At 60.5% G+C, this 25,621-nt stretch carries 26 protein-coding genes; 14 read left to right on the top strand and 12 right to left on the bottom strand.

What is annotated here, in order from left to right; translation table 11 throughout:
* Positions 1-13: 13 nt before the first annotated feature.
* Both BMS17_RS02385 and BMS17_RS02390 read right to left on the bottom strand, forming a co-directional pair.
* Complete coding sequence (locus BMS17_RS02385; RefSeq protein WP_077430332.1) at positions 14-766, bottom strand: hypothetical protein; 753 nt, start codon at positions 764-766, stop codon at positions 14-16.
* Positions 767-778: 12 nt separating this feature from the next.
* Positions 779-1,609: a DUF2092 domain-containing protein gene (locus tag BMS17_RS02390; protein WP_077430333.1), complete on the bottom strand. Its 831-nt coding sequence runs from the start codon at positions 1,607-1,609 to the stop codon at positions 779-781.
* A 306-nt stretch (positions 1,610-1,915) separates the two neighbouring features.
* Here BMS17_RS02390 and BMS17_RS02395 point away from each other — a divergent pair, with 306 nt between their 5' ends.
* The 3 genes from BMS17_RS02395 (at position 1,916) to BMS17_RS02405 (ending at position 5,591) form a co-directional block, all read left to right on the top strand.
* Positions 1,916-3,532 carry an arylsulfatase gene (locus BMS17_RS02395; RefSeq protein ID WP_077430334.1) on the top strand — a complete coding sequence of 539 codons (1,617 nt, stop codon included), beginning with the start codon at positions 1,916-1,918 and terminating at the stop codon, positions 3,530-3,532.
* A 68-nt stretch (positions 3,533-3,600) separates the two neighbouring features.
* The gene (locus tag BMS17_RS02400) at positions 3,601-4,869 is read left to right on the top strand and encodes an OmpP1/FadL family transporter (protein ID WP_077430335.1); all 1,269 of its coding nucleotides are present in this window, start codon (positions 3,601-3,603) and stop codon (positions 4,867-4,869) included.
* Positions 4,870-4,916: 47 nt separating this feature from the next.
* The gene (locus BMS17_RS02405; RefSeq protein WP_046027745.1) at positions 4,917-5,591 is read left to right on the top strand and encodes a DUF3313 domain-containing protein; all 675 of its coding nucleotides are present in this window, start codon (positions 4,917-4,919) and stop codon (positions 5,589-5,591) included.
* Between the two features lie 54 nt (positions 5,592-5,645).
* Here BMS17_RS02405 and ligD read toward each other — a convergent pair whose 3' ends face one another.
* Positions 5,646-8,207 (bottom strand): DNA ligase D, encoded by a 2,562-nt coding sequence (ligD, locus tag BMS17_RS02410; protein ID WP_077430336.1) that lies wholly within the window; start codon positions 8,205-8,207, stop codon positions 5,646-5,648.
* A gap of 179 nt (positions 8,208-8,386) precedes the next feature.
* Between ligD and BMS17_RS02415 the strand changes: the two genes are divergently transcribed.
* The gene (locus BMS17_RS02415; RefSeq protein ID WP_077430337.1) at positions 8,387-8,818 is read left to right on the top strand and encodes a cupin domain-containing protein; all 432 of its coding nucleotides are present in this window, start codon (positions 8,387-8,389) and stop codon (positions 8,816-8,818) included.
* A 16-nt stretch (positions 8,819-8,834) separates the two neighbouring features.
* Here BMS17_RS02415 and BMS17_RS02420 read toward each other — a convergent pair whose 3' ends face one another.
* On the bottom strand, positions 8,835-9,560 hold the full coding sequence (locus BMS17_RS02420) for a tellurite resistance TerB family protein (RefSeq protein WP_077430338.1): 726 nt from the start codon (positions 9,558-9,560) through the stop codon (positions 8,835-8,837).
* A 286-nt stretch (positions 9,561-9,846) separates the two neighbouring features.
* Between BMS17_RS02420 and pcsA the strand changes: the two genes are divergently transcribed.
* Complete coding sequence (gene pcsA, locus BMS17_RS02425; RefSeq protein WP_077430339.1) at positions 9,847-10,569, top strand: phosphatidylcholine synthase; 723 nt, start codon at positions 9,847-9,849, stop codon at positions 10,567-10,569.
* A 4-nt stretch (positions 10,570-10,573) separates the two neighbouring features.
* Complete coding sequence (locus BMS17_RS02430) at positions 10,574-10,960, top strand: DUF488 domain-containing protein (RefSeq protein WP_046027892.1); 387 nt, start codon at positions 10,574-10,576, stop codon at positions 10,958-10,960.
* Between the two features lie 132 nt (positions 10,961-11,092).
* Here BMS17_RS02430 and BMS17_RS02435 read toward each other — a convergent pair whose 3' ends face one another.
* Both BMS17_RS02435 and BMS17_RS02440 read right to left on the bottom strand, forming a co-directional pair.
* Positions 11,093-11,905 carry a class I SAM-dependent methyltransferase gene (locus BMS17_RS02435; protein ID WP_046027750.1) on the bottom strand — a complete coding sequence of 271 codons (813 nt, stop codon included), beginning with the start codon at positions 11,903-11,905 and terminating at the stop codon, positions 11,093-11,095.
* A gap of 36 nt (positions 11,906-11,941) precedes the next feature.
* On the bottom strand, positions 11,942-12,211 hold the full coding sequence (locus BMS17_RS02440) for a DUF4242 domain-containing protein (protein WP_046027751.1): 270 nt from the start codon (positions 12,209-12,211) through the stop codon (positions 11,942-11,944).
* Positions 12,212-12,392: 181 nt separating this feature from the next.
* Between BMS17_RS02440 and BMS17_RS02445 the strand changes: the two genes are divergently transcribed.
* Positions 12,393-13,385: an AraC family transcriptional regulator gene (locus BMS17_RS02445; protein ID WP_046027752.1), complete on the top strand. Its 993-nt coding sequence runs from the start codon at positions 12,393-12,395 to the stop codon at positions 13,383-13,385.
* Between the two features lie 9 nt (positions 13,386-13,394).
* Here the strand turns inward: BMS17_RS02445 and BMS17_RS02450 are convergent, their stop codons facing one another.
* The 3 genes from BMS17_RS02450 to BMS17_RS02460 form a co-directional block, all read right to left on the bottom strand.
* Positions 13,395-14,603, bottom strand: a complete 1,209-nt coding sequence (locus tag BMS17_RS02450) for a cytochrome c biogenesis protein DipZ (RefSeq protein ID WP_046027753.1) — start codon at positions 14,601-14,603, stop codon at positions 13,395-13,397.
* 168 nt (positions 14,604-14,771) lie between these two features.
* Entirely contained in the window at positions 14,772-15,026 is a 255-nt protein-coding gene (locus BMS17_RS02455; RefSeq protein ID WP_046027754.1) for a hypothetical protein, read from the bottom strand.
* 48 nt (positions 15,027-15,074) lie between these two features.
* Positions 15,075-15,338, bottom strand: a complete 264-nt coding sequence (locus BMS17_RS02460; protein ID WP_077430340.1) for a DUF2790 domain-containing protein — start codon at positions 15,336-15,338, stop codon at positions 15,075-15,077.
* Between the two features lie 307 nt (positions 15,339-15,645).
* Between BMS17_RS02460 and BMS17_RS02465 the strand changes: the two genes are divergently transcribed.
* From BMS17_RS02465 to BMS17_RS02485, 5 genes are all read left to right on the top strand, one after another.
* The gene (locus BMS17_RS02465; RefSeq protein WP_046027756.1) at positions 15,646-16,386 is read left to right on the top strand and encodes a response regulator; all 741 of its coding nucleotides are present in this window, start codon (positions 15,646-15,648) and stop codon (positions 16,384-16,386) included.
* On the top strand, positions 16,383-17,693 hold the full coding sequence (locus BMS17_RS02470) for an ATP-binding protein (protein ID WP_077430341.1): 1,311 nt from the start codon (positions 16,383-16,385) through the stop codon (positions 17,691-17,693). The genes BMS17_RS02465 and BMS17_RS02470 overlap by 4 nt, the downstream gene beginning before the upstream one ends.
* A gap of 106 nt (positions 17,694-17,799) precedes the next feature.
* Positions 17,800-18,432 (top strand): CDP-alcohol phosphatidyltransferase family protein, encoded by a 633-nt coding sequence (locus tag BMS17_RS02475; RefSeq protein ID WP_077430342.1) that lies wholly within the window; start codon positions 17,800-17,802, stop codon positions 18,430-18,432.
* Complete coding sequence (locus BMS17_RS02480) at positions 18,419-19,018, top strand: 1-acyl-sn-glycerol-3-phosphate acyltransferase (RefSeq protein WP_046027759.1); 600 nt, start codon at positions 18,419-18,421, stop codon at positions 19,016-19,018. Before BMS17_RS02475 ends, BMS17_RS02480 begins: the two co-directional genes overlap by 14 nt.
* Positions 19,015-19,959, top strand: coding sequence for a phosphatidate cytidylyltransferase (locus BMS17_RS02485; protein ID WP_077430343.1), 945 nt, complete (start codon positions 19,015-19,017; stop codon positions 19,957-19,959). Before BMS17_RS02480 ends, BMS17_RS02485 begins: the two co-directional genes overlap by 4 nt.
* Positions 19,960-20,087: 128 nt before the next feature.
* On the opposite strand, the gene BMS17_RS02495 is transcribed toward BMS17_RS02485, so the two are convergent.
* The 3 genes from BMS17_RS02495 to BMS17_RS02505 all read right to left on the bottom strand — a co-directional run bounded on the left by BMS17_RS02495 (position 20,088) and on the right by BMS17_RS02505 (position 23,142).
* A complete protein-coding gene (locus tag BMS17_RS02495) occupies positions 20,088-20,843 on the bottom strand; it encodes a DUF2063 domain-containing protein (RefSeq protein WP_077430345.1) in 756 nt (251 codons plus the stop codon).
* A complete protein-coding gene (locus BMS17_RS02500; RefSeq protein ID WP_077430346.1) occupies positions 20,836-21,675 on the bottom strand; it encodes a DUF692 domain-containing protein in 840 nt (279 codons plus the stop codon). The genes BMS17_RS02495 and BMS17_RS02500 overlap by 8 nt, the downstream gene beginning before the upstream one ends.
* Before the next feature lie 144 nt (positions 21,676-21,819).
* Positions 21,820-23,142 (bottom strand): acetamidase/formamidase family protein, encoded by a 1,323-nt coding sequence (locus tag BMS17_RS02505; RefSeq protein ID WP_046027764.1) that lies wholly within the window; start codon positions 23,140-23,142, stop codon positions 21,820-21,822.
* A gap of 473 nt (positions 23,143-23,615) precedes the next feature.
* Here BMS17_RS02505 and BMS17_RS02510 point away from each other — a divergent pair, with 473 nt between their 5' ends.
* On the top strand, positions 23,616-24,662 hold the full coding sequence (locus tag BMS17_RS02510; RefSeq protein ID WP_077430347.1) for a class I SAM-dependent methyltransferase: 1,047 nt from the start codon (positions 23,616-23,618) through the stop codon (positions 24,660-24,662).
* An 88-nt stretch (positions 24,663-24,750) separates the two neighbouring features.
* On the top strand, positions 24,751-25,593 hold the full coding sequence (locus BMS17_RS02515) for an NAD-dependent protein deacetylase (protein WP_077430348.1): 843 nt from the start codon (positions 24,751-24,753) through the stop codon (positions 25,591-25,593).
* Positions 25,594-25,621: the final 28 nt, after the last annotated feature.

Below are 25,621 nucleotides of genomic sequence, written 5' to 3' on the forward strand. Positions count from 1 at the left end.
ACCGCTCAATGGATCATGGTGTCGGCACCACGGTGTAGTAGACGCCGTTGGCACCATAGGCAGGGCGCACCCAAGAATTCCCGCACTGATAAAACGTGCCAGCTGGGCCGGCGATCAACCCGCAGCCGGAAGGAAGCGTGGCAAAGGTCGACCCCATGGGCAGCGTCTCGGGGGCAGTAGCGACCATTCCAGCGTTATAACCGGCGCTATAGGCATCATTATCGGCATTGTCTTCAACGACGCTGGCGACAGCCGCGCCCGACACCGCTCCTGCAGCGGCCACGGCTGCCGGGGCGTAGCCACAGTTGTAACAACCGCTGCTGCCAATGACTGCCGTTGGCGGATGGTAATAACCGGTTCCATAGGTGGCCGGATGGTATACCGAGGTGCCATAGCCGTCTGCGCGATAACCGGCGGCAGTGCCGCCATTTTCACCCTGGGCGCGCCACGAGCCATCGCTCCCCCAGGCCGTCCCGCCATTCTCGTCTCTGGCGCTCCAGTTACCATCGTTGCCCGATGCCGAGCCTCCTCGAAAACCCGACGCGTTCCAGCTGCCGTCACCGCCCGAAGCCGACCCGCCGCGATTAGTCTCTCCACTCCAGCTGCCATCTCCACCCGAGGCAGAGCCGAACGCGCCGGAGCGGTTCCAGTCTCCCCCGCCCCCCCACGAACGGCCGAAACTTCCGGCATGCGACCAGGCCGCCGCCTGGTTGCAACTCAGTAGCGCAATCAACACCCCGGCAAGCGTCAAGATTGATCGACTCATGGCTCAGTCACCTCATTCGGTTTTTTGCGGTTTTGCCACCGGTTCTTTAACCCCTGCAGGGGCGCGCATGCCCGGTGGCGGGGCAAACTGAATGCGTTGCGCCTTCTCACTGTTCTGTGGCCTGAAGAACTGCTCAGGCATCGCCGATTCGAGCTTCCAGTCGCTGAACGCAACCTGATGCCGCGATTGCGTCGGATCGTCCCGAAACACGGCACGCAGCATGCGCGGCAACTTGTCCTGCGTACCGACCCACGCTTGCACAAACACGGTATCGCTGGCGTAGGCAATGACGTCGGTGGTGGTGTCGCCAACCACCGTGGACTGACCGATGTAAAACGCCAGGCGCAGGTCCTTCGACAAATCCTTGTAGGGGTCGGCGACGATCACATCGGTAAAGGGAAAGTAGATCGCGGCTCGCTGGTACGCGGCCTCCAGCGTCGCATCGATAGTGGGTGGCGCGTCCGCCTGGGCCAGCAGGTTTTCCTTCGGTGCGTAGGCATAGGCCTGTTTACCATCGTAGTAAAACTCGGTCGCCGGGCCGTCACCCGAGGTTAAAACGCGCAGGTGATCTGGCCGTTGCACGGTCACCAACGCGACGGTGTTGTAGGCCAGAGGTGGCCCCGGTCGGCTGGGTTTTTCGTAAGTGGTAATGGCTTTGAAACTCATGCCCGGCGTGCTCGTCAACTTGGCACTCATGGCCTTGAGAACGTCCAGCGCCTTGGGTTCCAGTTGCATGGCTGGCGCCGCCTCAACAGCGGGTTGTGCCGCGTGCAAAGGACCGGCAAACAAGTACACCAGCCAGCCAAAGAAGAACAATCGGGCCTGCGTTGGGAAAGACGGCATCGTTTGCTCTCCACCGAGATCTGTTGGAGCACTAAAGTCTAGCAATGCCCCGGAACCAGACGGAATATTTTCCGATCATCCCGCCATTGCCCATGACCACTGCGTGCAAGCCCGGCCACCTCCACCCGATGAAAATCATCATCAAATAAGAAAAAAAACTGATTGCCTGAGCGACAACGGCACTTTTTCGGCCAATTGCTGCTGAATATTTCGCAGGTCGTACTACGCTCTTGCGGGGGAAAGCCATTTTCACTACCGGTCGGGGGACCTGTTTCGACACCCCATTCCCGCAAGCAGGAGTTCCACATGAACCAGACAAAGCTTTCCAGGCTCTTCGCCGCATCGGTGCTGTTGTCTGCAATGGCTCTACCCGGCATCTCCCAGGCAGCAGACAAATCGGCCCCTAATATCCTGGTGATCATGGGCGACGATATCGGCTGGTCGAATATCGGTGTCTACAACCAGGGCATGATGGCCGGCCGCACCCCCAACCTCGACCAGCTCGCGGCCGAAGGCATGCGCTTCACCGATTATTACGCCGAGGCCAGTTGCACGGCCGGGCGCGCCAATTTCATCACCGGTGAACTGCCGATCCGCACCGGGATGACCACGGTCGGCCAGGCCGGCTCGCCTGTCGGCATTCCTGCTGAAGCGGTCACCATTGCCACCGCACTCAAGGCCATGGGTTACGCCACCGGCCAGTTCGGCAAGAATCACTTGGGCGACTTGAACGAGTTCCTGCCGACGGTGCACGGCTTCGACGAATTCTTTGGCTACCTCTATCACCTCGACGCCATGGAAGACCCGGCGCACCCCAACTATCCGCAAGACCTGCTAGCGACTGTCGGCCCACGCAACATGGTCCACAGTTGGGCCACCACCACCGATGACAGCACCGTGATGCCGCGTTGGGGCAAGGTCGGCAAACAGAAAATCGAAGACGCCGGCACGCTGTATCCAGAGCGGATGAAAACCGTCGACGAGGAGATCCGCGACAAGACCTTTACCTTCATCGACAAGGCCAAGCAGGACAACAAACCCTTCTTCGTCTGGCTCAATCCAACTCGCATGCACATCGTTACCCACCTGTCCGATAAATACGAAGCCATGCGCAACTCGGAAAACGGCTGGTCGGAACAGGAAGCCGGCATGGCGCAACTTGACGACGTCGTTGGCGATGTCATGGCCAAGCTGAAGAAAGACGGGCTGGCCGATAACACCATCGTCATTTTCACTACCGACAATGGCGCTGAGAACTTCACTTGGCCGGATGGCGGCACCACCCCGTTTGCCATGGGCAAAGGCACCATTATGGAAGGCGGCTTCCGGGTACCGGCGATTATTCGCTGGCCGGGCAAAGTACCGGCCAACCAGGTCGCCAACGGCATCATGTCGGGCATGGACTGGTTCCCGACCCTGGTCGCGGCAGCGGGTAACCCGAACATCACCGCCGAACTGCTCAAGGGTAAACAACTGGGCGATACCACCTACAAAGTGCACCTCGACGGTTACGACCAGACGCCGATGATTACCGGAAAGGGTCCGTCGAACCGCCACGAGATCTTCTACTTTGGAGAGAGCACCCTCGGTGCAGTGCGCATCGATGACTACAAGTATCGTTTCATTGACCAGCCAAGTGCCTGGTTGGGAGCTAAGGTTGCGGTGGACGTGCCGTACCTGACCAACCTGCGGCTCGACCCGTTCGAACGCATGGGCTGGGCGGACAATGGGGCCGCGCAAGGTTCGACGCAATACTTTGACTGGTTCAAGTATCAGTTCTGGCGTTTTGTGTTTGTCCAGCAACAGGTCGCCAAACTGGCTGAAACCGCCATCGAGTTCCCGCCGATGCAAAAAGGCGCGAGCTTCAACCTCGACTCGGTCAAGGCCAAGATCGAAGCGGCCCGGGCAGCCATGGCCAAGTAACCAGCAGAATCCAGGGGTGGCTGGCGCCAGCCACCCTTGTTTGAAGGGACATTTCCTGGGGGGAAACCATGCGAACAAGAACAGTTGCTCTACCCACATTCACCCTTCTTGCGCTCTGCTGCCAGCAAGCCTGGGCTGGCGGAATCATGCTCTACGAAATCGGCACCGATAACGCCGGCCTGGCCAACGCCGGTGCCGCTGCGCGCGCTCAAGGCCCCTCGACCATCGCCAGCAATCCGGCGGGTATGAGTTACCTGCCCGGCACGCAAATCACCGCAGGCTTGCAGGTGCTTTATGGCGACTTGAGTTTCGATCGAGACTCCGGCACCAACGTTTCAGGCCGTAACAGTGGCAATGCCCTCGATCCGATTCCCGGCGCCAGCTTCTTTGTCACGCATGAACTCGACGATCACTGGAGCGTCGGTTTCGGCCAGTACGGCGACTTCGGGCTGGCACTCAATTACGACAACGATTGGTCCGGGCGCTACTTCGCACAGAACGTCAGCCTGCTCGGTTTGTCCCTGGTGCCGAGCGTGGCCTACCGCTTCAATGAGCAGTGGTCGGTGGGCGTGGGCATCAAAGCCATGTACGGCATATTGAAGGCAGATACCGCCATTGACCGCTCTCCCTTCGGCTTCACCGACCGCGCAGATGGCCAGTTCAAATACAAGGATGGCACCTGGGGCTATGGCGCCAACGTTGGGGTCATCTACGCACCACAACCCGGTACGCGCATCGGCCTGACCTACACCAGCAAAGTCGATCTGGACTTCGAGGATCGGCTGGATGTGAAAGGCGACGGCCGCCTGCTGGATCGCATCAACAACACCAACACTAAAATCGACACATCAGTGCCGCAGACCGTGACCCTGAGCCTGTACCAGCAACTCGACCGCCAATGGGCCTTGCTGGCCTCGGCCAACTGGCAGGACTGGTCTGAGTTCGGTGAGATCGGGGTGGAGGTCGATACCAGCGCGTTGGGGGCTCAATCGAAAACGGTCGACGCCGGGTTCAAGGACACCTGGCACCTTTCGCTGGGCGCGCAATACCATGCCACCGAACAATGGTTGTGGAACGTCGGTATGGCCTACGACAGCAGCGCAGTCTCGGACAGCAATCGCTCCGTTATCTTGCCGATGAACGAATCTTGGCGCATTGCCACAGGAGCCACCTATGCTCTGAACAAGGACACCGACGTGAATGTCAGCTGGGCCATGATCTGGCTCGACGACATGCCCGACAACCAGACCAAGGCCGTGTCAGGCGATCGAATTTCCGGTCAATTCGACAAAGCCTGGATTCAAGCCCTGACCGGCAACATGACTTGGCGTTTTTGATGCACTGCAATGAACAACACGACTCAAACCATGGAGTAAACACCACTATGAATCTGTCACGAAACTTGCTCATCGGTGCTGCACTGACCGGCGTCTTGCTTGGCGGTTGTACTTCGAAGGTCACGGAAAAGGAACAATATTCCGGTTACCTGTCGAGCTACAACAACCTGCAGGAAGTCGAAACGCCCAGCGGTGGTACGGCAATGCGTTGGGTGAGCCCATCGTGGAACCCGAATGCGTATGACACCGTGGCGTTCAACAAGCTGGAATTCTACCCGGCGCCGAAACCCAACGAGCGGGTGAATCAGCAGACGCTGGCCGATATTCAGAGCTACATGACCAGCAAAGCCAAAGCCACGCTGGGCACCAAATACCGGGTTGTGACCAACTCGGCGTCAGCACCGGCCGGCTCCAGGACCTTGATCTTGCGCGCGGCGATCACCGGGGTCAGCGCCTCGAACGAAGGCATGAAGTGGTATGAAGTGGTGCCGATCGCTGCCGTTGTCGGGGCGACACAGGCAGCCACCGGTCATCGTGACCAGGACACCGAACTGTATATCGAAGCTGAATTCGTCGATGCCAGAACCAACCAGACCGTGGGCAGAGTCGTGCGCAAGGTCTTTGGTACCACCCTGGAAAACGAAAGCCAGAACGTCACTGCCAAGGATTTTAAAGCGGCCATCGACAAGCTGAACTCCGACCTCCTGCAATTCATCAAGTAACAAAGAGCGCCGGCTGGCGCCCTGTTGAAGGGGCGCCGGCATCCTCACTGCCGATTACTTTTTCATCCCCACCCGTCGCCGCATCTCGGCCGTAATCGTCTGCCGGGTTTTCCTCATGCCCGCCCAAGGCCCCTCACCCACCTCGGCCAGTCGCTCATGCACATTGTGCACGTTCCATTGGTTCCCCCCTTTGAGCTCGGCCACTTCCTCGCGAAAGATTGGCACCGACACCGGTAAACCTTCACGAGTACGCACGGCGTAGGCGCAAATGGTGGTGGCACCCAGACCGTTGCGCAGGTAATCGATGAAGATCCGCCCGACCCGATTCTTCGGCCCCGAGACGGCAGAAAAGCGTTCCGGCAACAGCTTCGCCATGTGGCTGACAATCGCATGGCTGAAGTCCTTCACCTCGTCCCAACCCTGCTTGCGGGTCAGCGGCACCACCAGGTGAATACCCTTGCCGCCGCTGGTTTTGAGGAAGGCCTTGAACCCCAGTTCATCGAGCACCGACAGCGTTAGCTGAGTCGCCTCGACCATGCTTTTCCAGGGCAGCGCCGGGTCCGGATCAAGGTCGAGCACGAAACGATCGGGCCGCTCGAGATTATCGGCGGTGGCATTCCAGGTGTGCAGCTCCACGGTACTCATTTGCACGGCGCCAATCAGCGCTTGGGCGTTGTTGATGATCATCACCGGTTGGCCGGTGAGTGCCTTGTCCAGCGTGGTGATGCCTGGAATGGCCAAGTGCTCGGCATTTTTCTGGAAAAACAACTCACCAGCGATCCCCTCCGGTGCACGAACCAGTGCCACGGGCCTGTCCTTGAGCTCGGGCAAAATCCACTGCGCAACGCTGGCGTAATACTCGGCCAACTGAACTTTGGTGGTCCCGGTGGTGGCGTCGATCACCCGGTCGGGGTGGGTGATGCGCACCTCGCCCTTGACCAGGCCAGCCTGCGACGGTGCAGGTTGCGCACCGGCGGTTTTTTTCTCTGGGGTCTTCACCACGTGGGGACGCTCCTCAGTGATGCCTTTGGCGGGTTTGTCTTCGCGCAGGCCATGGAACACCGCATGGCGCACCGAGCCCTCCTTGGTCATTTCAGCAAACGCCACTTCGGCCAGCAGCGTGGGCTTGAGCCAGTGCACACCCTTGGCCTCGAAACCGCTCGGTGGGTTGACCACCGACGGCTTCTTCGTCTGCCAGGGTTTGAGCTGTTCGAAGATGCGCTTGAGCGTCGTCTCGTTGAATCCGGTGCCAACCTTCCCGGCGTAACGCAATTGAGCGCTGTCACGGTCGTGCAACCCGAGCAATAAGGCACCGAATGCATGACGCGACCCTTTCGGATCGGTGTAGCCGACCACCACGAATTCCTGCCGATGTTTGCACTTGAGCTTGATCCAGTCGCTGCTGCGTCGTGACACATAAGGTGAGCCCATGCGCTTGCCGATCAACCCTTCCATCTGCATTTGGCAGGCGCTGTTGAGCAAGGCGTCTGGTGCTTCAGCGAATGAATCCGAGAAGCGCAGCAGCGGGTCATGATTGAGCTTGAGCACGGTCGACAGCGCCACCCTGCGTTCTTCGACCGGCACCTCGCGCAGGTCCACGCCGTTGAGATAAGGCAGGTCGAACAAGTAGTACACGATGTTGGCGCTGGCACCGGCGTCGAAGGCATTTTGCAGCGCCTGAAAGTCCGGTACGCCCTGCTCGTTGGCCACCACCATTTCACCGTCAAGCCAGGCTGATTCGAGGCCCAATGCCGCCAAGGCTTCGGCCTGTCTGGGCAGTTTGTGGGTCCAGTCGTGACCGTTACGGGTGAAGAGCCTGACGTCGCTGTGGTCGATGCGGGCCATGATCCGGTAACCGTCGAACTTGATCTCGTAAAGCCACTGACCGTCCGGAGCCTTCTCCACCAACGTGGCCAGTTCGGGTTTGAGCTGCTCTGGCAGTTTGGCTTTGCGAGCGCCGGTGAGTGGCGCCGATGCCTCTTTAGTCGCCACTTTGCGTGCCGGTTGCTTGACGGGTTTGGGTTTAACCGTCGACTTCGATTGTTTGGCCAGGAGGGTCCGATCACTGAGCACGCTGTCGGGCTCGGCGGTGACCACGTCGTAATCGCTCTCGGGCTTGGCCGAGCTGTCCTGATGCTTGATCAGAAACCATTGCTCCTGATTGCCCGGCATGTGCGTGCGCACCAGGTTCCATAGACCGCCAAGCTTCTCGCCTTGCAGTTCGAACTTGAGCTTGCCCTTGGCGTAGGCCTTGACTGGATCCTCCTGCGGAATCCACACACCGCGGTCCCACACGATCACATCGCCCGCGCCGTAATGCCCTTCGGGAATGCTGCCCTCAAACGTCGCGTAATCGAGCGGATGGTCTTCGACGTGAACCGCCAGACGCTTGACCTTGGGGTCCAGGGACGGGCCTTTAGGCACCGCCCAGCTTTTCAGCGCCCCCTCAAGTTCCAGCCGAAAGTCGTAATGCAGGCGTGAGGCGTCGTGCTTCTGAATGCAGAACTGCAACGCGTGGTCTTTCGCGTTTTTTTTGGCCAGGCGTTTGGTCGCGACGGGCTCTGAGGTCGCCGAAAAATCGCGCAAGCGGTTGTAGTCATCCAGGGTCTTGTTCATGGCATACCTGCTGCCGATGCCGCCGTCATGAAGGCGTCTCTAATCAGCAGAGCAACCGGGCCAGATAAAAATTCCATCGGCATTCAAACCACCCGGACAAACGGGCCTCAGGCGCGGCACCCGACGGCTCGCGGGTGAATATACTCAGCCAGTGCGGATTCATCCTGCGGAGAGCAATCATGCGAACGGTTCACATCATCGAGCAAGCCCAAACGCCGACACCGGTGAATGTCGTCGGCGAGGCGATCACGATTCTCGCCGGCGGCGATCTGAGCAAGCCTTTTGAAATGCACATTCAGGAAGGCGTGCAAGGTGGCGGGCCGCCGCCGCACTTTCATCCGTGGGATGAAGCGTTCTATGTGGTCGACGGCGAGGTCGAAGTGACGGTAGCGGGCACGTCCACCACGGTGTCAGCCGGGGGCTACGTGCATATTCCCGGTGGGGCGATCCATGCTTACAAGAACCTCAGCCCGACCGCGAAAATGATTGGTGTGGTCTCCGATCCAAGGGGCGGGCAGTTCTTTGCGGCGGTGGATCGGCTGCGGGTGCCGGAGGATTTGCCGCGGATCCTTGAGATCGCCGCGGCGCATGGCGTTACGTTTCTGCTGTAGCGTCCGTTACAGCCGCTCAGGCCGCGCCTCCCTTGGCCTGCTGCTCCAGATGCACTTGCAGTTCAGGATCAATCTCCAGCGCCGCTGCCAATTCGTCGAGATAGGTCCGCTCGGCGTCCCCCTGATCGTTCACCAGCATCACGCTCGCCAGGTACATTTCCGCCGCAATCGCCGGGTCCGTTGCCGACACCGCCACATCGGCGGCATCCAGCTGCCGGGCCACCTCTTCATCCAGCCATTGCTGAAGGTCTGGGTCATCGGTGTGCTTGCCGATTTCAGCGCTGATTAGCTGCTTCTCGGCCGCATCAATGCGGCCATCGGCTTTCGCCGCCGCAATCAATGCACGCAACACGGCATGACTGTGGTCTTCTATTTCCGGCCCCGACAATAGATCAGCCGTGCGCGGTGGCTGTCGGGGTGCCGAAGCCTGACTGCGCTGCCAGCTCTGATACGCCTGGAATGCCATCATTCCCAGCGACGCCAAGGCCGCGTAATTGGTGCCGCCACCGGAGCGACTCTGGGTCGAACCACCCGTCGCTGAACCACCGCCGAGCAAACCGCCGAGCAATCCACCCAGGCCGCCACCGCCACTGCTTGAACCGCCCCCTCCGCCCACCAGGCCACCCAGCAAGCCACCGAGTCCGCCCAGCGGATCTTGAGACGACGCGCCACCGCCGCCCTGTTGACCCATCGAGCCCTGGCCGGCCCGCAGCAATTGTTCGAGCAGATCGCTGGTGTTCATGACGCTGTCCTCTTCAAGAGAAGTTGATCCGGTCAGGCAACGATAGTCCTCACCGACAAATGCGCCACGACCATTGGGCTGCTGAAATCAGACGGTGCGCCAGCGTCGACGTTTCCTCGAACGCCCGGCGTTTATCCGGGGTATTTTCTTGCCATGCAGCTAAGATTTACAGACGCTGAACCTTATCCCCGGATTCCCGGTCGATACCTGCAACCGACCCGGTTTGCCGACACCCCCACTTGAAGGGGTGATAACAGGCTTGCTTCATTTTCTGGAGAACGCCCCCGTGATTTCGACCGTACACATTGCCAGGCTCAAAGCTTGGGGCGCCCATGGTTTTACCGCCACCGGCGTGGTGACTGCCTTCCTCGCCACCCTGGCATTGCTGGATAACCAGCCGACCCAGTGCCTGCTATGGCTGGGCGTCGCGCTGATCGTCGACGGGCTGGATGGCGCGCTGGCGCGCAAGGTCAATGTGCAATCGGTGCTGCCCAGTTTCGATGGCTCGATTCTGGACCTGGTGATCGACTACCTGACCTATGTGTTTATCCCGGCGCTGTTCATCTATCGCTACATCCCGCTGCCGGACTACACGCTGCTGCTGAGCGTGTCGCTGATTCTGGTGTCGTCGCTGTTCTGCTTCTGCAACGTCAACATGAAGAGCAAAGACAACTACTTCCAGGGCTTTCCGGCCGCGTGGAATGTGGTTGCGCTGTGCCTGTACATCATCGCGCCGACGCCATGGATCACCTTGCTCACCGTCATTGGCCTGGCCTTGTTGACCGTGACGCGGATGAAGTTCCTGCACCCGTTTCGCGTGCGCAAGTTCATGCCGATCAACATTGCGGTGACGGCCATTTGGCTGCTGTGCAGTTTGTCGCTGGTGATCAACCATCCCGTCATCAATCCGATGGTGATGGGGCTTTGGTTGCTGATGTCGGCGTATTTCCTGGGGATCTGCCTCTGGCGCACGGCGCTGGAGTGGCATGACGGCTCGCGGCACCCGTAACGCCATGGCCATTCATATCGTCCGCCTCGGCTCGCCGCGCTCCCCTGATGAAGGCTTGCGCCTGGGCACCGTGCGCCGTCCACCCCGTGGCGTACCGAAGGCCGAGTTTGCCCGCCGTGATTTTTACGACGTGTGGCAGCCGCTGCTGTCGCCGAGTGCCGAATTGGTGGCTGAAGCCAAAGCGGCCACGGACGACAAGGCCTGGGAGGCCTTCAGACGCAAGTTCAAGGCAGAAATGAACCAACCCGCGCCAAGCCAGTTACTGGACCTGTTGGCCGCCCTCTCCCATCACACTTCGCTGGCTGTGGGTTGTTATTGCGAGGATGAGGCGCACTGTCACCGCTCGGTGTTGCGCGAACTGCTGGCGGCCCGAGGCGCCAGCATCGTGTAACCTCCAAAGCATACAAAATCCCCTGTAGGAGCTGAGCTTGCTCGCGATGGCGGTGTGTCAGACAGCATAAATATCGATCGATACGCCGCCATCGCGAGCAAGCTCGGCTCCTACAGTCAGATCTATGCAGGTTCAGCGCCTGGTGATGACCACCTCAAGGTATTCACTCGGCACCACCAGCGACTTCTCCCCCGCCCGGTTCATCCGGTTCAACAGCTCGGTCAGGTCCTGTTCAAAGGCCTCGGCGCCCTCGGGAGGCAGCACGGCGAAGGCTTTATGGATCGGCCCGTACCAGTTGCGGAAGACGTCGATGAAGTGCGCCGGCGAGCGATAGCGGAAATTGAAGGCACGACGCGTCACCTGGACCAGGAAGTCGTGTTCATCAAAGTGTGAATGCAGCCAGGCCTCGGTGCCCCAGTTGGACGGCGGTTGTGCCCCCAGCGGTGGCGGCAGGTGCTGGCCCAGGGTCTTGAACACCTGGCCGACAAAACCTTCCGGCGTCCAGTTGGCCAGGCCGATCCGGCCACCGGGGCGGCAGACTCGCGCCAGTTCTGCGGCCGCTTTGGGTTGGTCCGGCGTAAACATCACGCCGAACGTCGACAGCACGGCATCGAAGCTCGCGTCCTCGAACGGCAGCGCCTCGGCGTCGGCCACCTGGAAGGTCACTGGCAAACGCTCGGCCCTGGCCCGTTCTTCGCCACGCTCCAGCAACGCGCCGACGTAATCGGTCGAGGTGACAGCGCAGCCTCGGCGTGCGGCGGCGAGTGTTGCATTGCCGTTACCGGCGGCCACGTCCAGCACCCGCTCGTCACAGAGCAGGTCGCAGGCTTCGGCAAGTTGTTCACCGACAATCTGCAAAGTGGTCCCGATAACGGTGTAGTCGCCACTGGCCCAAGAGGCCATCTGACGGTTTTTCAGGGCAGTTAGATCAATCGGTGTACTCATGAAGTCTGCTCCGTACGGATGGCAACCGACCGCGGCCTATTCCGCCGTGGTGGGATCGATGATGCTTGCCACTTGGGAAATACGACTGGCCGGGAAACCACTACGGGTCGCGTGTTCTTTGATGAGTGCTTCGCTGGGTGAGATGTACACGCAGTAGAGCTTGTCACCGGTGACGTAACTCTGAAGCCACTGCACCTCTGGCAATTCGCGCAACACGCTGCAGGACTTTAGCGCGGCGGCTTTCAAATCCCGTTCTGACAGTGTTCCAGCGCCCGGGATATCGCGTTCTATGACGAACTTCGGCATGGCAACCTCTCATTCTTGTTATTGATGACAGGGTCGGTAGTGAACCTGTAGGCAAACTATCGCCCCGGCGCACGCCCGCGTCCTGCCCGATCGTCGGCCAACCTTGTCCGATCGTCCGGAGGTTTGGCGCAGCGCGGTGACAGGCTCACAATCAACACCATTCGTACACGGGGAAACCTCCATGGACGCCCTCTCCCAAACCTTGCGTGTCGTGCGCCTGGTCGGCGCGATTTTTATCAATGCCCGGTTCACCGCGCCCTGGTGCTATCAGTCGCCGAGCGCCGACACGGCGGCACCGTTTCTGGAACCCGGTGCCGAGCGCGTGGTGATTTTCCACCTGATCACCGAAGGCGAGTGTTACGTCGAACTCGGTGATGATCCGCCGCTGCTGCTGTCGGCTGGCGATGTGGTGGTGTTTCCGCAGGGGCATGCCCATCGCATGAGCTCTAAACCCGGACTGCCGCCCGCCACGGGTGCGCGGCTGGACGTCGTGCTGGCGCGGCGTCCACGGCAATTGAGTTATGGCGGGGGCGGCGCGGTCACGCGGTTGGTGTGCGGCTATCTGGCGTGCGATACGCGGTTGGCAGGCATGTTGCTGACGGGCCTGCCGGCGGTGGTCCGGGTCAACGTGCGCGGCTCGAATGCCGGGATCTGGCTGGAGTCTTCAGTGCGTTATGCGCTGGCCGAAGCCCGCTCGCCCAGGCCTGGCGGCGAAGGCGTGCTGGCCAAACTGGCCGAGGTGTTGTTCATCGAAGTGCTGCGCCTGTACATGCAAGAACAGGGCGAAGGGCAAACCGGGTGGCTGGCGGGTGTCGGCGACCGGATTGTCGGCGCCGCGTTGAATGCCCTGCACAAAAAGCCCTGTCACGCCTGGACCGTGGATGAACTGGCGCGCACGGCCGGGACGTCAAGATCGGTATTGGCCGAGCGCTTTCAGCAATTGGTGGGGAGCTCGCCCATGCAGTACCTGACGCAATGGCGGATGTTGCTGGCGGCCAACCTGTTACGCAGCAGTAACAGCTCATTGATACGCATCGCCGAAGAGGTGGGTTACCAGACCGATACGGCGTTCAGCCGGGCCTTTCGCCGCGAGTTCGGTACGCCACCCGCTGCGTGGCGGCGTAATCAGGAGAAAAAATCAATGGCCCACGGCGCGGAGCCTGTGGGCCATTGATTTGGAGGGTTACGCCGCAGGCGCTTTGGCTTCTTCCAGCAGTTGTTGAATCATCTTCTCCTGCGTCTCGTAGCTGCCTTCACCGAAGTGGGTGTAACGCACCTGACCCTTGGCGTCGATCAGGTAATGCGCCGGCCAGTATTGGTTATCGAATGCACGCCAGATCGTGTAGTTGTTGTCGATCGCCACCGGGTAGGTGATGCCGAGTTTTTTCACCTGATCCTTGACGTTGTCGATGATGCGCTCGAAACCGTATTCCGGAGTGTGCACGCCAATCACTACCAGGCCTTCCTTCTCGTATTTCTTTGCCCAGTCCTTCACATACGGCAGCGTGTGCTGGCAGTTGATGCAGTCGAAGGTCCAGAAATCCACCAGTACCACTTTGCCTTTCAGCGATTCGCGGGTCAGGGCCGGTGAGTTGATCCATTCGACGGCGCCGTTCAGTGAGGGCATCGCGCCTTGGGCGTTGTCCATCGGGTCGGCTTTGACTTTGCTGACAAAGTAATCGACGACCTTCGGCACGTTTTCCAGCACACCTTTCTCCAGGCTGCTGACGCCTTCGGACGATGTACCGGCCAGCAGGGTTTTGTCCGCGCCGGTGGAAATCACCGCGGCGGCAGCCAGCACCGCGACACCGGCACCACGACGCAGCCATCCAGTGACCGGGATCGACGCTTTCAAGCGATTGACCAGGCCGCGACCGGCGAAAATCAATACCCCCAGCGACAACGCACTGCCCAGGCCGTATGCCACCAGCAACAGGCTGGTTTGCGCATTGGCGCCTTGCAGCATGGCGCCGGTGAGGATGACCCCGAGGATCGGCCCGGCGCAGGGTGCCCACAGCAGGCCGGTGGCCACACCGATCATGACCGAACTCAACGGGCCGGAGATTTTGCGCGAATCCGGATCCAGACGGTTGCCCAACGCCACAAACGGACGGGCCAGCCAGTCTCCGACCCGGGCAGAGATCAACGACAAGGCAAACAGCCCCATCACGATCAGGGCCACATGGCGACCGGTGTTGTTGGCCTGCACCACCCACTCGCTGCTGACCACGGCCAGGCTGGAAATCAGGGCGAAGGTCAGGACCATGCCGCCGAGGGTCAGCAGAATGGAGGAACGTGTACGTTTGACCCCGGCAAACAGGAACGGTACGACCGGCAGGATGCAAGGACTGAGGACGGTCAATATGCCGCCCAGGAAAGCGATGAGGAACATGAGTTCACCTTTGAAATAAAGAGCGCGGCACACTGAAAATCCCTGTGGGAGCGAGCTTGCTCGCGATGAGGTCAGTACACCCAACATGGATGTCGACTGACACTCAGCCATCGCGAGCAAGCTCGCTCCCACAGTGGGTGGTGGTGGTTGGATAAGTTGTGTCTGGCATCAGGCAGTCTGGCTATGCAGTTGCTGCCCCTGTGGCGTCCGGCTACCGCCGTTCTCTGCCACCATCTGCCCCTGCGGCGTCCGGCTATAACCGTCCTCGGCCAGAAATGCGGTGGAATCCTTGTGCGCCACCGGCGTCAGCTGGAAGCAGGTGGCGCTGCCACAGCTGCTTTGTTCCACAGCGGCGTTGGCATGGGCGGCGGCGCCGGCGACGGTGAAGGCAATGGCGGTCAAATAGCGGCTTACGTTGTTCATGAGGGTCTTCCTGTTTCGAAGGGGGTGGGCAATGGGTGATCGCAGCAATCAGTTGTCCGAGTTGCAGTTGTCAGCCACTTTTCGGTAGTCAAGAACCTGGGTTTTGTTCTGCGAATCCAGGTAGGTCAGTTGCGCATCCACCACCCCGCAGGTAGCGGCCGGGTCTTGTGTCAGCGAGACGACTTTCTTGATGTCCAGATGAGTACCGTAGGTGTAGGTTCTCGGTGTAACGTCAGCTTCGGCACGGGCCGACAAGGTGCAGATGTTCAGGGCGGCAAACAGGCATGCGGCGTAGATGGCTTTCGTGTTCATGGCGATGTCCTCAAGGCTTCAATGGGTAGGTCGTTCGATTGAGCCGAGGCGGTCTGGTGTGCCTCGATGGAACCTATTAGAAGCCTGCGAGGTATCTGGCCTGTGTCGAAAACAGGCGCGTATAAATCGGTACGTATCAAAGCCGCCCTGCGATACACAGCGATACAAACCCCCTGGAAACAGCTGTTTTTGCGTTCATGTGTATCCGCCGCCCTGCCAGATACACTGCAATACAAAGCGCGGAAGGCGAGCGGGCCAAGGCTCGATAGACTGGGCAGCATTCCCCTACTGACAGAGGCAAGGCCCCATGGAACACGTCGATCACATTCTCATCGTCGACGATGACCGCGAGATCCGGGAGCTGGTAGGCAACTACCTGAAGAAGAACGGCCTGCGCACCACTGTGGTCGCCGACGGGCGCCAAATGCGCACCTTCCTTGAAACCACGCCGGTGGACCTGATCGTGCTCGACATCATGATGCCCGGCGACGACGGCCTGATGCTCTGCCGTGAATTGCGCGCCGGCAAACACAAGGCCACGCCGGTGTTGATGCTCACCGCGCGCAACGACGAAACCGACCGCATCATCGGCCTGGAAATGGGCGCCGACGATTACCTGGTCAAACCCTTCGCCGCCCGCGAGTTGCTCGCCCGCATCAACGCCGTGCTGCGCCGCACGCGCATGCTGCCGCCGAACCTGGTGGTGACCGAGAGCGGTCGCCTGCTGGCGTTCGGTCGTTGGCGCCTGGACACCTCGGCCCGGCACCTGCTGGACGAAGACGGCACCATGGTGGCGCTGAGCGGTGCCGAATATCGCCTGCTGCGAGTGTTTCTCGATCACCCGCAGCGGGTGCTCAATCGCGATCAACTGCTGAACCTGACCCAGGGCCGCGACGCCGATCTGTTTGACCGCTCCATCGACTTGCTGGTCAGCCGCTTGCGCCAGCGCTTGCTGGACGATGCCCGCGAACCGGCCTACATCAAAACCGTGCGCAGCGAGGGCTATGTGTTTTCGTTGGCGGTGGAAGTACTCGGGGCGCCCTCATGAACGTCACGATTCGTTGGCCGCGTACCCTCGCCTCACGCCTGTCGTTGATCTTCCTGATTGGCTTGATCCTGGCGCAAGCGCTGTCCTTCGGCGCGCAGTACTACGAGCGTTACGAAACCGCGAAAAACACCATGCTCGGTAACCTGGAGACCGATGTCTCGACGTCCATCGCCATCCTCGACCGCTTGCCCGCCGCGGAACGGGCAAGCTGGTTGCAACAACTGGATCGGCGCAATTACCGCTATTTGCTGGACGAAGGTTCGCCGGGCACGGCCATGAGTGACACGCCGATTGCGGTGACCTCGATCAAGGACGCCATCGGCAAGGACTACCCAATGACCGTGACCGACATTCCCGGCCCGATCAAACACTTCCAGGTTCATCTGAAACTGGCCGATGGCAGCCCGGTTACCATCGACGTGCGCCCATCGATGGTGCCGCTGTCGCCGTGGCTGCCGTTCGTCTTGCTCGGCCAATTGGCGTTGATGATTGCCTGCACCTGGCTGGCCGTCAGAATCGCCATCCGCCCCCTCACGCGCCTCGCGCAAGCCGTGGACACCCTGGACCCGAACGCCCACCCCGTGCACCTGGACGAAAAAGGCCCGACCGAAGTTGCCCACGCCGCGAAGGCGTTCAATGCCATGCAGGCGCGCATCGCCGCGTACCTCAAAGAACGCATGCAACTGCTGGCGGCCATTTCCCACGACCTGCAAACCCCGATCACCCGCATGAAACTGCGCGCCGAATTCATGGACGACTCCAGCGAGAAAGACAAACTGTGGAACGACCTCGGCGAGATGGAGCATCTGGTACGCGAAGGCGTGGCGTATGCCCGCAGCGTCCATGGTGCTACCGAAGAAAGCCGGCGCACCGACCTGGACTCGTTCCTCGACAGCCTGGTGTTCGACTATCAGGACATGGGCAAAGACGTATCGCTGGAAGGCAAAAGTGCCACGGTGATCGACACCCGTCCCCATGCGTTACGTCGAGTGTTGGTGAACCTCACCGACAACGCGCTGAAGTTCGCCGGAGCCGCCGAACTCTGGGTTGAAAGCAAAAACGGCAACCTGTCGGTGAAAGTCATGGATCGCGGGCCGGGCATCTCCGAGGAAGAACTGGCGCACGTGATGGAACCGTTCTACCGCGTCGAAAACTCGCGTAACCGCAGCACCGGCGGGACCGGGCTGGGCCTGGCGATTGCGCAGCAATTGGCGATCGCCATCGGTGGCTCGTTGACGCTGAGCAATCGCGAGGGGGGTGGGTTGTGTGCGGAGCTGAAATTGACGGCTCGACCTGTCAGTCAGTAAAAAAACGCAAGGGCCAGGGAAAGCCTTTATATTGTCGGACGCTGCCGGTCGGCTCGTCCCTGCGGCGCAACTGGCAACGCCTCATCACTAATATGGACATTGGCAAATGGATGACAACAGAAGGCCCATCAAGACGCGCTCGGCGGGTTGGGCGAAACGTATCACCGACCGGCTGGTGAAACGCGACATTTCCCCCAATCAGATTTCCGTCGCCAGCATCGCCTTCGCACTCGCCGGGGCGCTGGCGCTAAATATTGATAACGGCCTCATTGGTTCACTCCTCTGCGCCGTCGGCATTCAACTACGCCTGCTGTGCAATCTGTTCGACGGCATGGTGGCCATCGAAGGTGGCAAGAAGTCCGACATCGGCAGCCTCTACAACGAATTCCCCGACCGTATTGCCGACAGCCTGCTGATCATCGGGCTCGGGTATGCCATCGGGCACGTCGACCTCGGATGGTTCGCGGCGTTGGCCGCGGCGCTGACAGCGTATGTTCGCGTCTTTGGCGGTTCGCTGGGCCTCAAGCAGACGTTCATGGGCCCCATGGCCAAGCAGCATCGAATGGCGGTGATGACCGCCGGGCTGTTGCTCAATGCAGTCGAAACAACGGTGTATGGCACTCACTACGTGCTGTTGATCGCGCTGCTGATCATTGCTGTCGGATCCGCCGCAACCTGCGTCACGCGAACCTTGGCCATTTCGCGTCAGCTAAAGGGGAATCTCCATGTGGATCAGTAATGCGCTGATTTCCGTACTGCGTTTCCTGATCGGTGTTACGGCCCGCTGGGAAAGCCCGCCGGACCTGACCCGCCAGCGTATCTATTTTGCCAATCACACCAGCCACATGGACACGCTGGCAATTATTGCCGCCCTGCCCCCTGAAGCCCGGATCAATGTGAAACCGGTGGCCGCCGCCGACTACTGGGGCAAGAACCGCTTCCTGCGCTACATCTCGCAGAAAGGCTTGAATGCCGTGTTGATTGAGCGCAACCCCACACCCGGCACCAACGTGCTTGAGCCTATTTTCGATGTGGTGCGGTCCGGACATTCGATCATCATCTTTCCGGAAGGCACGCGTTCCAGCCAGGCATTACCGGGAGAGTTCAAATCCGGCCTGTACCGGCTCGCCGAGGCGTTCCCCGAGGTTGATCTGGTGCCCATCTACCTGGAAAACCTGCACCGCTCCATGCCCAAGGGCAAACACGTGCCGTTGCCCATCATCTGCACGATCCGTATCGGCGACCCGATGCAACGGGTTGCCGATGAGGAAAAACAGGTGTTTCTGCAACGGGCGCGTGACGCCATCGTGAGGTTGTCGGCATGACGCTTGAACAAAAATTCTTGTGGTTCTTTGGCGCCATCGCCTGCTTGCTGGCGGTGGCTTCGATCATCGGCCACGTGCTGGCCAAGCGGGCGAAAACCGAGGGCTCGATCTCGACCATCGAAAACCTCAATCAGCGAGTGAATGCCTGGTGGGGGATGGTGATCATATTCTTCGTCTCCTACCTGCTGGGCGGGAATGCGACGGTCATCCTGTTCGGCTTCATCTCACTGTTTGCGCTCAGGGAGTTCATTACCCTGACGCCGACACGCCCCGGCGACCATAACGCACTGTTTTCAGCGTTTTTCATTTTGATCCCGCTGCAATACGTGCTGATCGGTACGCACTGGTATTCGCTGTTCACACTGCTGATTCCGGTGTACGCCTTCCTGCTGCTGCCGGCGATTGCAGTGCTGAGTCAGGACACCGACAGCTTTCTGGAGCGTGCCGCCAAGATCCAGTGGGGGGTGATGATTTGCATCTACTGCATCAGCCACGCGCCGGCCCTGTTGCTGCTGGATCTGGAAGGCTTCAAAGGACAGAACGCATTGCTGCTGTTCTATCTCGTGTTTGTCGTTCAGTTGAGTGACGTGTTGCAGTACGTGTTCGGCAAGCTCTTTGGCAAACACAAGGTCGCGCCGCTGGTGAGTCCATCGAAAACCGTGGAAGGACTGGTGGGTGGCGGCATATCGGCAACGCTGATCGGTGGCTGCATGTTCTGGATGACGCCTTTCAGTTTCTGGCAGTCGCTGCTGATGTCGTTGGTGATTGTGGTGATGGGGTTTCTGGGTGGGCTGGTCATGTCGGCGATCAAACGCAGCCTCAGTGCAAAAGACTGGGGGACCATGATCAAAGGGCATGGCGGCATGCTGGACCGGATGGATTCAATCTGTTTTGCGGCGCCGATCTTCTTTCACCTGACGCGTTATTTCTTCTCCGCGTAACCCGCACCGCCGATGATCGCGATGATCGTTCCCACGCTCCGCGTGGGAATGCAGCCCTGGACGCTCCGCGTCCCTGAAGCGGACGCGGAGCGTCCGGTGAGACTTTCCCACGCAGAGCGTGGGAACGATCATGCCAGTCCCAAAACGCCTTCGCCGTGCATCTGCCGCAACAACGCTGCACCACTGGCCATAAACTCCGCCGACCCGGTTGCTCCGGCCTCCAGCGCCAGCCCTTTCAACTGAGCACGCCCCTCCAGCTCGGGGAATTGCTCGATCCGTTGCAGTAACCGCCACGCCAACGGGCTCAGCTCGGAAAACTTCACGCTCCAGTCCTCGGCCCGGCGCACCAGCAGCAACGTTGGCAGAGCCGGTGGCGTTTCAGGTTGGAAATCCGGCCCCACCAATTGCACCGGCCAGGCATACGCCACCGGCCACGCCAGGGACGAAACCTGCAACGACCGCTCCAGGATCAGCGCCACATCACTCGGCGGCAAGGGCTCGGCATCAGACTGCTGCAATGCCATCTCGACCCACTCGTAATGCGCCAGCTCGACCATGAACGGCGGCCATGCCCCCTCGTTCAATGCTGGCGGTTGAGCGGCAATAAACTCGACAAACTCCTGGGCGATCTCGCCGAATTTCGGCGTACGCGCGCGGTAGTCCCGCAGGAATATCCGTACCAGTGCGCGCCACTGCTCATCACCGAGAATTTTGATCAGCACTGGAAATGTCCCGCTGAGCAACGTCGACAGGTTGGCGAAAATCAGGTCGCGATACACCTGGGCTCGTGCGGCATACATTTCGCCGGGTGGCGCGCAGTGTTCAGGATCGCGCAAGTAGCGACCCAGGGTGGTTTGTTGTTCGAACAGGCTCGGCTTATCCATGGTGAATCCCCTCGGTTTGCAAGCGGCGAATGGTCTGCAACTCCGCGACCAATTCAGAGAATGCCGGGAAGTTGAAATCCCGCTCCAGCAGTGTCGGTTGCGCGCCGAATCGGCCATACGCCTGCGCCAGCAACCACCAGACCGCCGGTTTCACCGAGGCTCCGTGGGTGTCGATTTTCAAAGTGTCGGACTCATCGAAGTGCCCGGCCACGTGCATGGCCACCACCCGGCCTGAATCGATGCCGGCCAGAAACGACTGCGGATCAAATCCGTGATTGATCGAGTTGACGTACACGTTGTTGACGTCCAGCAGCAGGTCGCAATCGGCCTCGCGCAACACCGCGTTGGTGAATGCCACTTCGTCCATGTCCTGCTGTGGCGCGGCGTAGTAGGAAACGTTTTCCACCGCCAGGCGCCGGCCAAGAATGTCCTGAGCCTGGCGAATCCGCGCCGCCACGTGATGCACGGCTTCTTCGGTAAAGGGCAGCGGCAGCAAGTCGTAAAGGTGACCGTCATCGCTGCAGTAGCTCAGGTGTTCGCTGTACAGCGGCACGTTGTATTGATCGAGGAACACCCGCACTTCCTGCAGGAACCCGACATCCAGTGGCGCCGGGCCACCCAATGACAGGGACAAGCCGTGACAAGACAACGGAAATCGCTCGGCCAGGGTGCGAAATGCATGGCCATGGGCACCGCCGATGCCAATCCAGTTTTCCGGCGCGACTTCAAGGAAGTCGAAATCGCCGACGCGGGCGGCTTGAAGGTCTTTCATCAGGCCGCGACGCAGGCCAAGCCCGACGGTGGCCTTGGTTGATGTGGATGAGGTCTGCATGGTGTCGATCTCAATGATTGCCGAAACGGAATCACAGTTAATCGAAGCGCTGTATCGGGGCTGTGTTCGGTTGCGGCAGAAAATCGGATGGGATGTATCAGCGACGGGTCTGTACACACTGGGGTACAGACCCGCTGATGGGCGTTATGCCAGGTCGTATTTTTCACGCACCAAGTGGCCGATGCCGATGCGATCCAGCACGGTCATCGGGCACAGGAAGGTCACGCGCACGGTGCCGGGCAAGCGGCTAATGTCGATCGAGCCGGTGATGGTCGCGCGGTTAAGCACTTCGTCATACGGCAGGCCGGTGACCGAAGCGGCGCGCTTCAGACCGTTTTCGACCGCGACGTTGAGGTTCTCGCCGCTGCCGATGAACGTGATCGGGCCACTGTGTTCGATCTCGTGCTGCCCCCAGCGTTCGCCCAGTTCGCGGACTTTCTGCCGCTGTTCGGCTGTCATCGGGCGCGCCATGGGCGGCAGGTCGTCAAGGTTTTGCAGGAGAATCGGCCCTTCCAGCGTCAGGTGCTTGATCACTTCCACCTGCACTTCGGTTTCCCCGGAGCAATCGGTGGCATGCCCGGCGATCTCGCCGTTGCCCTGCTGGGCATGCATGTCGCCCATGTACACGCCGGCGCCCGGCACTTTCACCGGACAGATCAGCACGCAGCCTTCGCGGATCGAATTGGTGTCCATGTGGCCGTCGGTCTTCGCCGCGTGCAGTTCTTCGCGGGTCATGCCGAAACGGTGTGGCGCGTTGATCAGGTACTGGCCGAAATCGGCGCAGTTGTGCGAGTCCGGCAAGTCACGGGACGGCGTGGTGCCAATATTGCCGAGGAACGGGCGCATGTGCGCGGCGACGCCGGGGATGTCGGCGCGGGCCAGCGACAGGATCGAGTGCTGGGCGGCGAATTCCGGCAGTGCCGACATCTCGGAGGCGTTGCCGGCCAGTCGATTGGCAACGTCCTGATTGACGGTCAGGCTGACCTGATTTTGCGCATCAAACACGATCACGTAACCGTGGCTGAAACGAAACGCGCTGACTTCGGCGCCGCAGTTGTTGCAACGAATCGAGTCTTCACCGATGCCTTCGACGTGGCTGGCCGGGTGATCGGTGCCGCACCTGGAGCAGAATTTGGAGACGAACGGATCGCCGTTGTAGCGCCCCTCGACAAAACTCATGACCCCGGACGACGTCGCCAAAGAAGTCACGCGCATGCTTTTGATCTTGATCGCCACCGCATCGCCGACTTCGGCACCGGCGATGGCCACCGGTTGCGTGACTTCGTGGCCACCTTCGAACGCCGGCGTGATCATCGGCCCCCAGCAGCCCGGCGGGGTGCCGGTGATCAGCGTGCCACCGTCGGCCAACGGCCCGAGCATGGGCTGGCTCGGGCCGATGATGCCTTGGGTGTAATGGTCGACGCGCAGGCGATTGACGGGGTTGGTTTCAGACACAAGCTTAGTCATCAGGGGGTTCCCTTCACGGAGTGAGAATGCCTCGGCAGAACCAGAGTTCGGGCGCTGGATGGCTTGTACAGTTCATCGCAGGTTTGTATCCGGGCTGTGTTCGGCAATGGCCGGCAGTCGCAGAAACTGTATCGGGTGCGGGTTTAGATACAGTGCGATACACACCGCAAATCCCCTGAGGGAACACAAATCCCCTTGTGGGAGCGGGCTTGCTCGCGAAGGCGATATACCAGTCGATATATAGGGTGACTGACACACCGCCTTCGCGAGCAAGCCCGCTCCCACAGTGGCTCTGTGTCGATCAGGGAAACGGGTTTTCGTCGCTCCAGGCCGCAGCCCGCGGTCCACGAACTAAACTTAATTCACCCAGGACGTGCATCGGCGTCCTGTTCATTCTCACGACCACCGCCCAGAGCCGAACGCCTCGAAAAACAAGCCCTCTGGACCGTGATCCTGCCAAAGGAGCACACGTGATGGACGAGGCCAGACTCAATGATTTCATGGGCAAACTGGTAAATGACATGGGCGGCGCGGCGATGCTCGCCAACGTCATCCTCGGCGAGGAGCTCGGCCTGTATCGGGCGATGGCCGACAGCCAGCCCATCAGCCCTGAAACACTCGCCGGGAAAACCGGCTGCAACCCCCGACTGGTGCGCGAATGGCTCAGCGCCCACGCAGCCTCCGGCTACATGGAACACCGCGACGGCCAGTTCCGCCTGCCCGAAGAACAGGCCCTGGCGTTGGCCAACGAAGATTCGCCGGTGTATGTGGCCGGCGGTATCGGCGTGGTCGCCTCGTTTTTCCATGACAAGGACAAACTGGTCAAGGCCATGCGCGGCGATGGCGGCCTGCCTTGGGGCGATCACCACCCGTGCATGTTCAGCGGCACCGAGCGGTTTTTCCGGCCCGGCTACAAGGCGCACCTGATCAGCGAATGGTTGCCGGCCCTTGAGGGCGTGGTGGCGAAACTGGAGGCTGGGGCGAAAGTCGCGGACATCGGCTGTGGCCATGGCGCCTCGACAGTGATCATGGCCCAGGCGTTTCCGGATTCGCGGTTTGTCGGTTTCGACTATCACGCACCCTCCGTCACTGTCGCCACCCAGCGTGCCGAAGAAGGCGGCGTGGCCGGACGCGCCCGGTTCTTCCAGGGTACGGCCAAGAGTTATCCCGGCGACGACTATGACCTGGTCTGCTACTTCGACTGCCTGCACGACATGGGCGACCCGGTGGGCGCGGCCAAACATGCCTATGAATCGTTGAAACCGGACGGCACGGTGTTGCTGGTCGAGCCGTTCGCCAATGACTCCCTCGACGACAACATCACACCCGTGGGACGCCTGTTCTACGCCGCCTCGACCTTTATCTGCACGCCCAATTCGCTGTCCCAGGAAGTCGGCCTCGGGCTCGGCGCCCAGGCCGGTGAAGCGCGCTTGCGCAAGGTCTTCACCGAGGCCGGGTTCAAGACGTTCCGGCGGGCGACGGAAACACCGTTCAACCTGATTCTGGAGGCGCGTAAATAGCCGTCGATCCGCACCCGGACAGACGAGCTGTCCGGGTGCCCGGTCTGCTACGCTGCAAGCACTCATGGCTCTCTCCGGAGTGTTGAACATGCTCGACAGATTCCTGCGCGAACAACTCGAACAGCTTCGCCAAATGATGGCCGAGCAGCCGTTCGTGGTCCTCACTGGCGCCGGCATCAGCACCCCATCGGGCATTCCGGACTACCGCGATAACCAGGGCGTGCGACGCGGCCGGCAACCGATGATGTATCAGGAGTTTCTCTCGGCCCCGCAATCGCGTCGACGCTACTGGGCCCGGGCGATGCTCGGTTGGCCGCGCGTACGCCTGGCGCAGCCAAATGTGGCGCACGAGGCGTTGGCCAGTTTGCAAAGCGCGCAGCACATCAGTGGGCTGATCACGCAGAACGTCGACACCTTGCACGACCAGGCCGGCAGTCACGATGTGATTGAGCTGCATGGCAGCCTGCACCGGGTGCTGTGCCTGGATTGTGGCGAACGTAGCGAACGCGATTCCATTCAACGGTTGATGGAGGCGCAGAACCCCTACCTGGCGGGTGTCGATGCGGTACAAGCGCCGGATGGCGACACCTTGCTGGACGCCGCGTTTGAGGCTCGGTTTCAAGTACCGCACTGCCCGCATTGCGCAGGCGAGCGAATGAAGCCGGATGTGGTGTTTTTTGGCGAGAACGTGGCGCAGGCGACGGCGGCCAAGGCCATGGCGGCGGTTGAAAAGGCAGCGGGGTTGTTAGTCGTTGGGTCGTCGTTGATGGCGTATTCGGCATTTCGGTTGTGTCGGGCGGTGGCGGATCAAGGCAAACCGTTGATTGCGATGAACCTGGGGAAGACTCGGGCAGATGACATTCTGGATCTGAAAATTGCGGGCTCGTGCGAACAGCTCCTGCCCCTGCTGGCTCAACGCCTGACCACTTAATCACTGAAGCCCCGAATCCCCTGTGGGA

Origin of the sequence: Pseudomonas sp. C9 (genome assembly GCF_002000165.1) — a bacterium.
GTDB lineage: Bacteria > Pseudomonadota > Gammaproteobacteria > Pseudomonadales > Pseudomonadaceae > Aquipseudomonas.

Bases quoted from the DNA above. Each gene is read 5' to 3' on its own strand.
- BMS17_RS02385 (WP_077430332.1), bottom strand. From the start codon at position 766: ATGAGTCGATCAATCTTGACGCTTGCCGGGGTGTTGATTGCGCTACTG.
- BMS17_RS02390 (WP_077430333.1), bottom strand. From the start codon at position 1,609: ATGCCGTCTTTCCCAACGCAGGCCCGATTGTTCTTCTTTGGCTGGCTG.
- BMS17_RS02395 (WP_077430334.1), top strand. From the start codon at position 1,916: ATGAACCAGACAAAGCTTTCCAGGCTCTTCGCCGCATCGGTGCTGTTG.
- BMS17_RS02400 (WP_077430335.1), top strand. From the start codon at position 3,601: ATGCGAACAAGAACAGTTGCTCTACCCACATTCACCCTTCTTGCGCTC.
- BMS17_RS02405 (WP_046027745.1), top strand. From the start codon at position 4,917: ATGAATCTGTCACGAAACTTGCTCATCGGTGCTGCACTGACCGGCGTC.
- ligD (WP_077430336.1), bottom strand. From the start codon at position 8,207: ATGAACAAGACCCTGGATGACTACAACCGCTTGCGCGATTTTTCGGCG.
- BMS17_RS02415 (WP_077430337.1), top strand. From the start codon at position 8,387: ATGCGAACGGTTCACATCATCGAGCAAGCCCAAACGCCGACACCGGTG.
- BMS17_RS02420 (WP_077430338.1), bottom strand. From the start codon at position 9,560: ATGAACACCAGCGATCTGCTCGAACAATTGCTGCGGGCCGGCCAGGGC.
- BMS17_RS02430 (WP_046027892.1), top strand. From the start codon at position 10,574: ATGGCCATTCATATCGTCCGCCTCGGCTCGCCGCGCTCCCCTGATGAA.
- BMS17_RS02435 (WP_046027750.1), bottom strand. From the start codon at position 11,905: ATGAGTACACCGATTGATCTAACTGCCCTGAAAAACCGTCAGATGGCC.
- BMS17_RS02440 (WP_046027751.1), bottom strand. From the start codon at position 12,211: ATGCCGAAGTTCGTCATAGAACGCGATATCCCGGGCGCTGGAACACTG.
- BMS17_RS02445 (WP_046027752.1), top strand. From the start codon at position 12,393: ATGGACGCCCTCTCCCAAACCTTGCGTGTCGTGCGCCTGGTCGGCGCG.
- BMS17_RS02450 (WP_046027753.1), bottom strand. From the start codon at position 14,603: ATGTTCCTCATCGCTTTCCTGGGCGGCATATTGACCGTCCTCAGTCCT.
- BMS17_RS02455 (WP_046027754.1), bottom strand. From the start codon at position 15,026: ATGAACAACGTAAGCCGCTATTTGACCGCCATTGCCTTCACCGTCGCC.
- BMS17_RS02460 (WP_077430340.1), bottom strand. From the start codon at position 15,338: ATGAACACGAAAGCCATCTACGCCGCATGCCTGTTTGCCGCCCTGAAC.
- BMS17_RS02465 (WP_046027756.1), top strand. From the start codon at position 15,646: ATGGAACACGTCGATCACATTCTCATCGTCGACGATGACCGCGAGATC.
- BMS17_RS02470 (WP_077430341.1), top strand. From the start codon at position 16,383: ATGAACGTCACGATTCGTTGGCCGCGTACCCTCGCCTCACGCCTGTCG.
- BMS17_RS02475 (WP_077430342.1), top strand. From the start codon at position 17,800: ATGGATGACAACAGAAGGCCCATCAAGACGCGCTCGGCGGGTTGGGCG.
- BMS17_RS02480 (WP_046027759.1), top strand. From the start codon at position 18,419: ATGTGGATCAGTAATGCGCTGATTTCCGTACTGCGTTTCCTGATCGGT.
- BMS17_RS02485 (WP_077430343.1), top strand. From the start codon at position 19,015: ATGACGCTTGAACAAAAATTCTTGTGGTTCTTTGGCGCCATCGCCTGC.
- BMS17_RS02495 (WP_077430345.1), bottom strand. From the start codon at position 20,843: ATGGATAAGCCGAGCCTGTTCGAACAACAAACCACCCTGGGTCGCTAC.
- BMS17_RS02500 (WP_077430346.1), bottom strand. From the start codon at position 21,675: ATGCAGACCTCATCCACATCAACCAAGGCCACCGTCGGGCTTGGCCTG.
- BMS17_RS02505 (WP_046027764.1), bottom strand. From the start codon at position 23,142: ATGACTAAGCTTGTGTCTGAAACCAACCCCGTCAATCGCCTGCGCGTC.
- BMS17_RS02510 (WP_077430347.1), top strand. From the start codon at position 23,616: ATGGACGAGGCCAGACTCAATGATTTCATGGGCAAACTGGTAAATGAC.
- BMS17_RS02515 (WP_077430348.1), top strand. From the start codon at position 24,751: ATGCTCGACAGATTCCTGCGCGAACAACTCGAACAGCTTCGCCAAATG.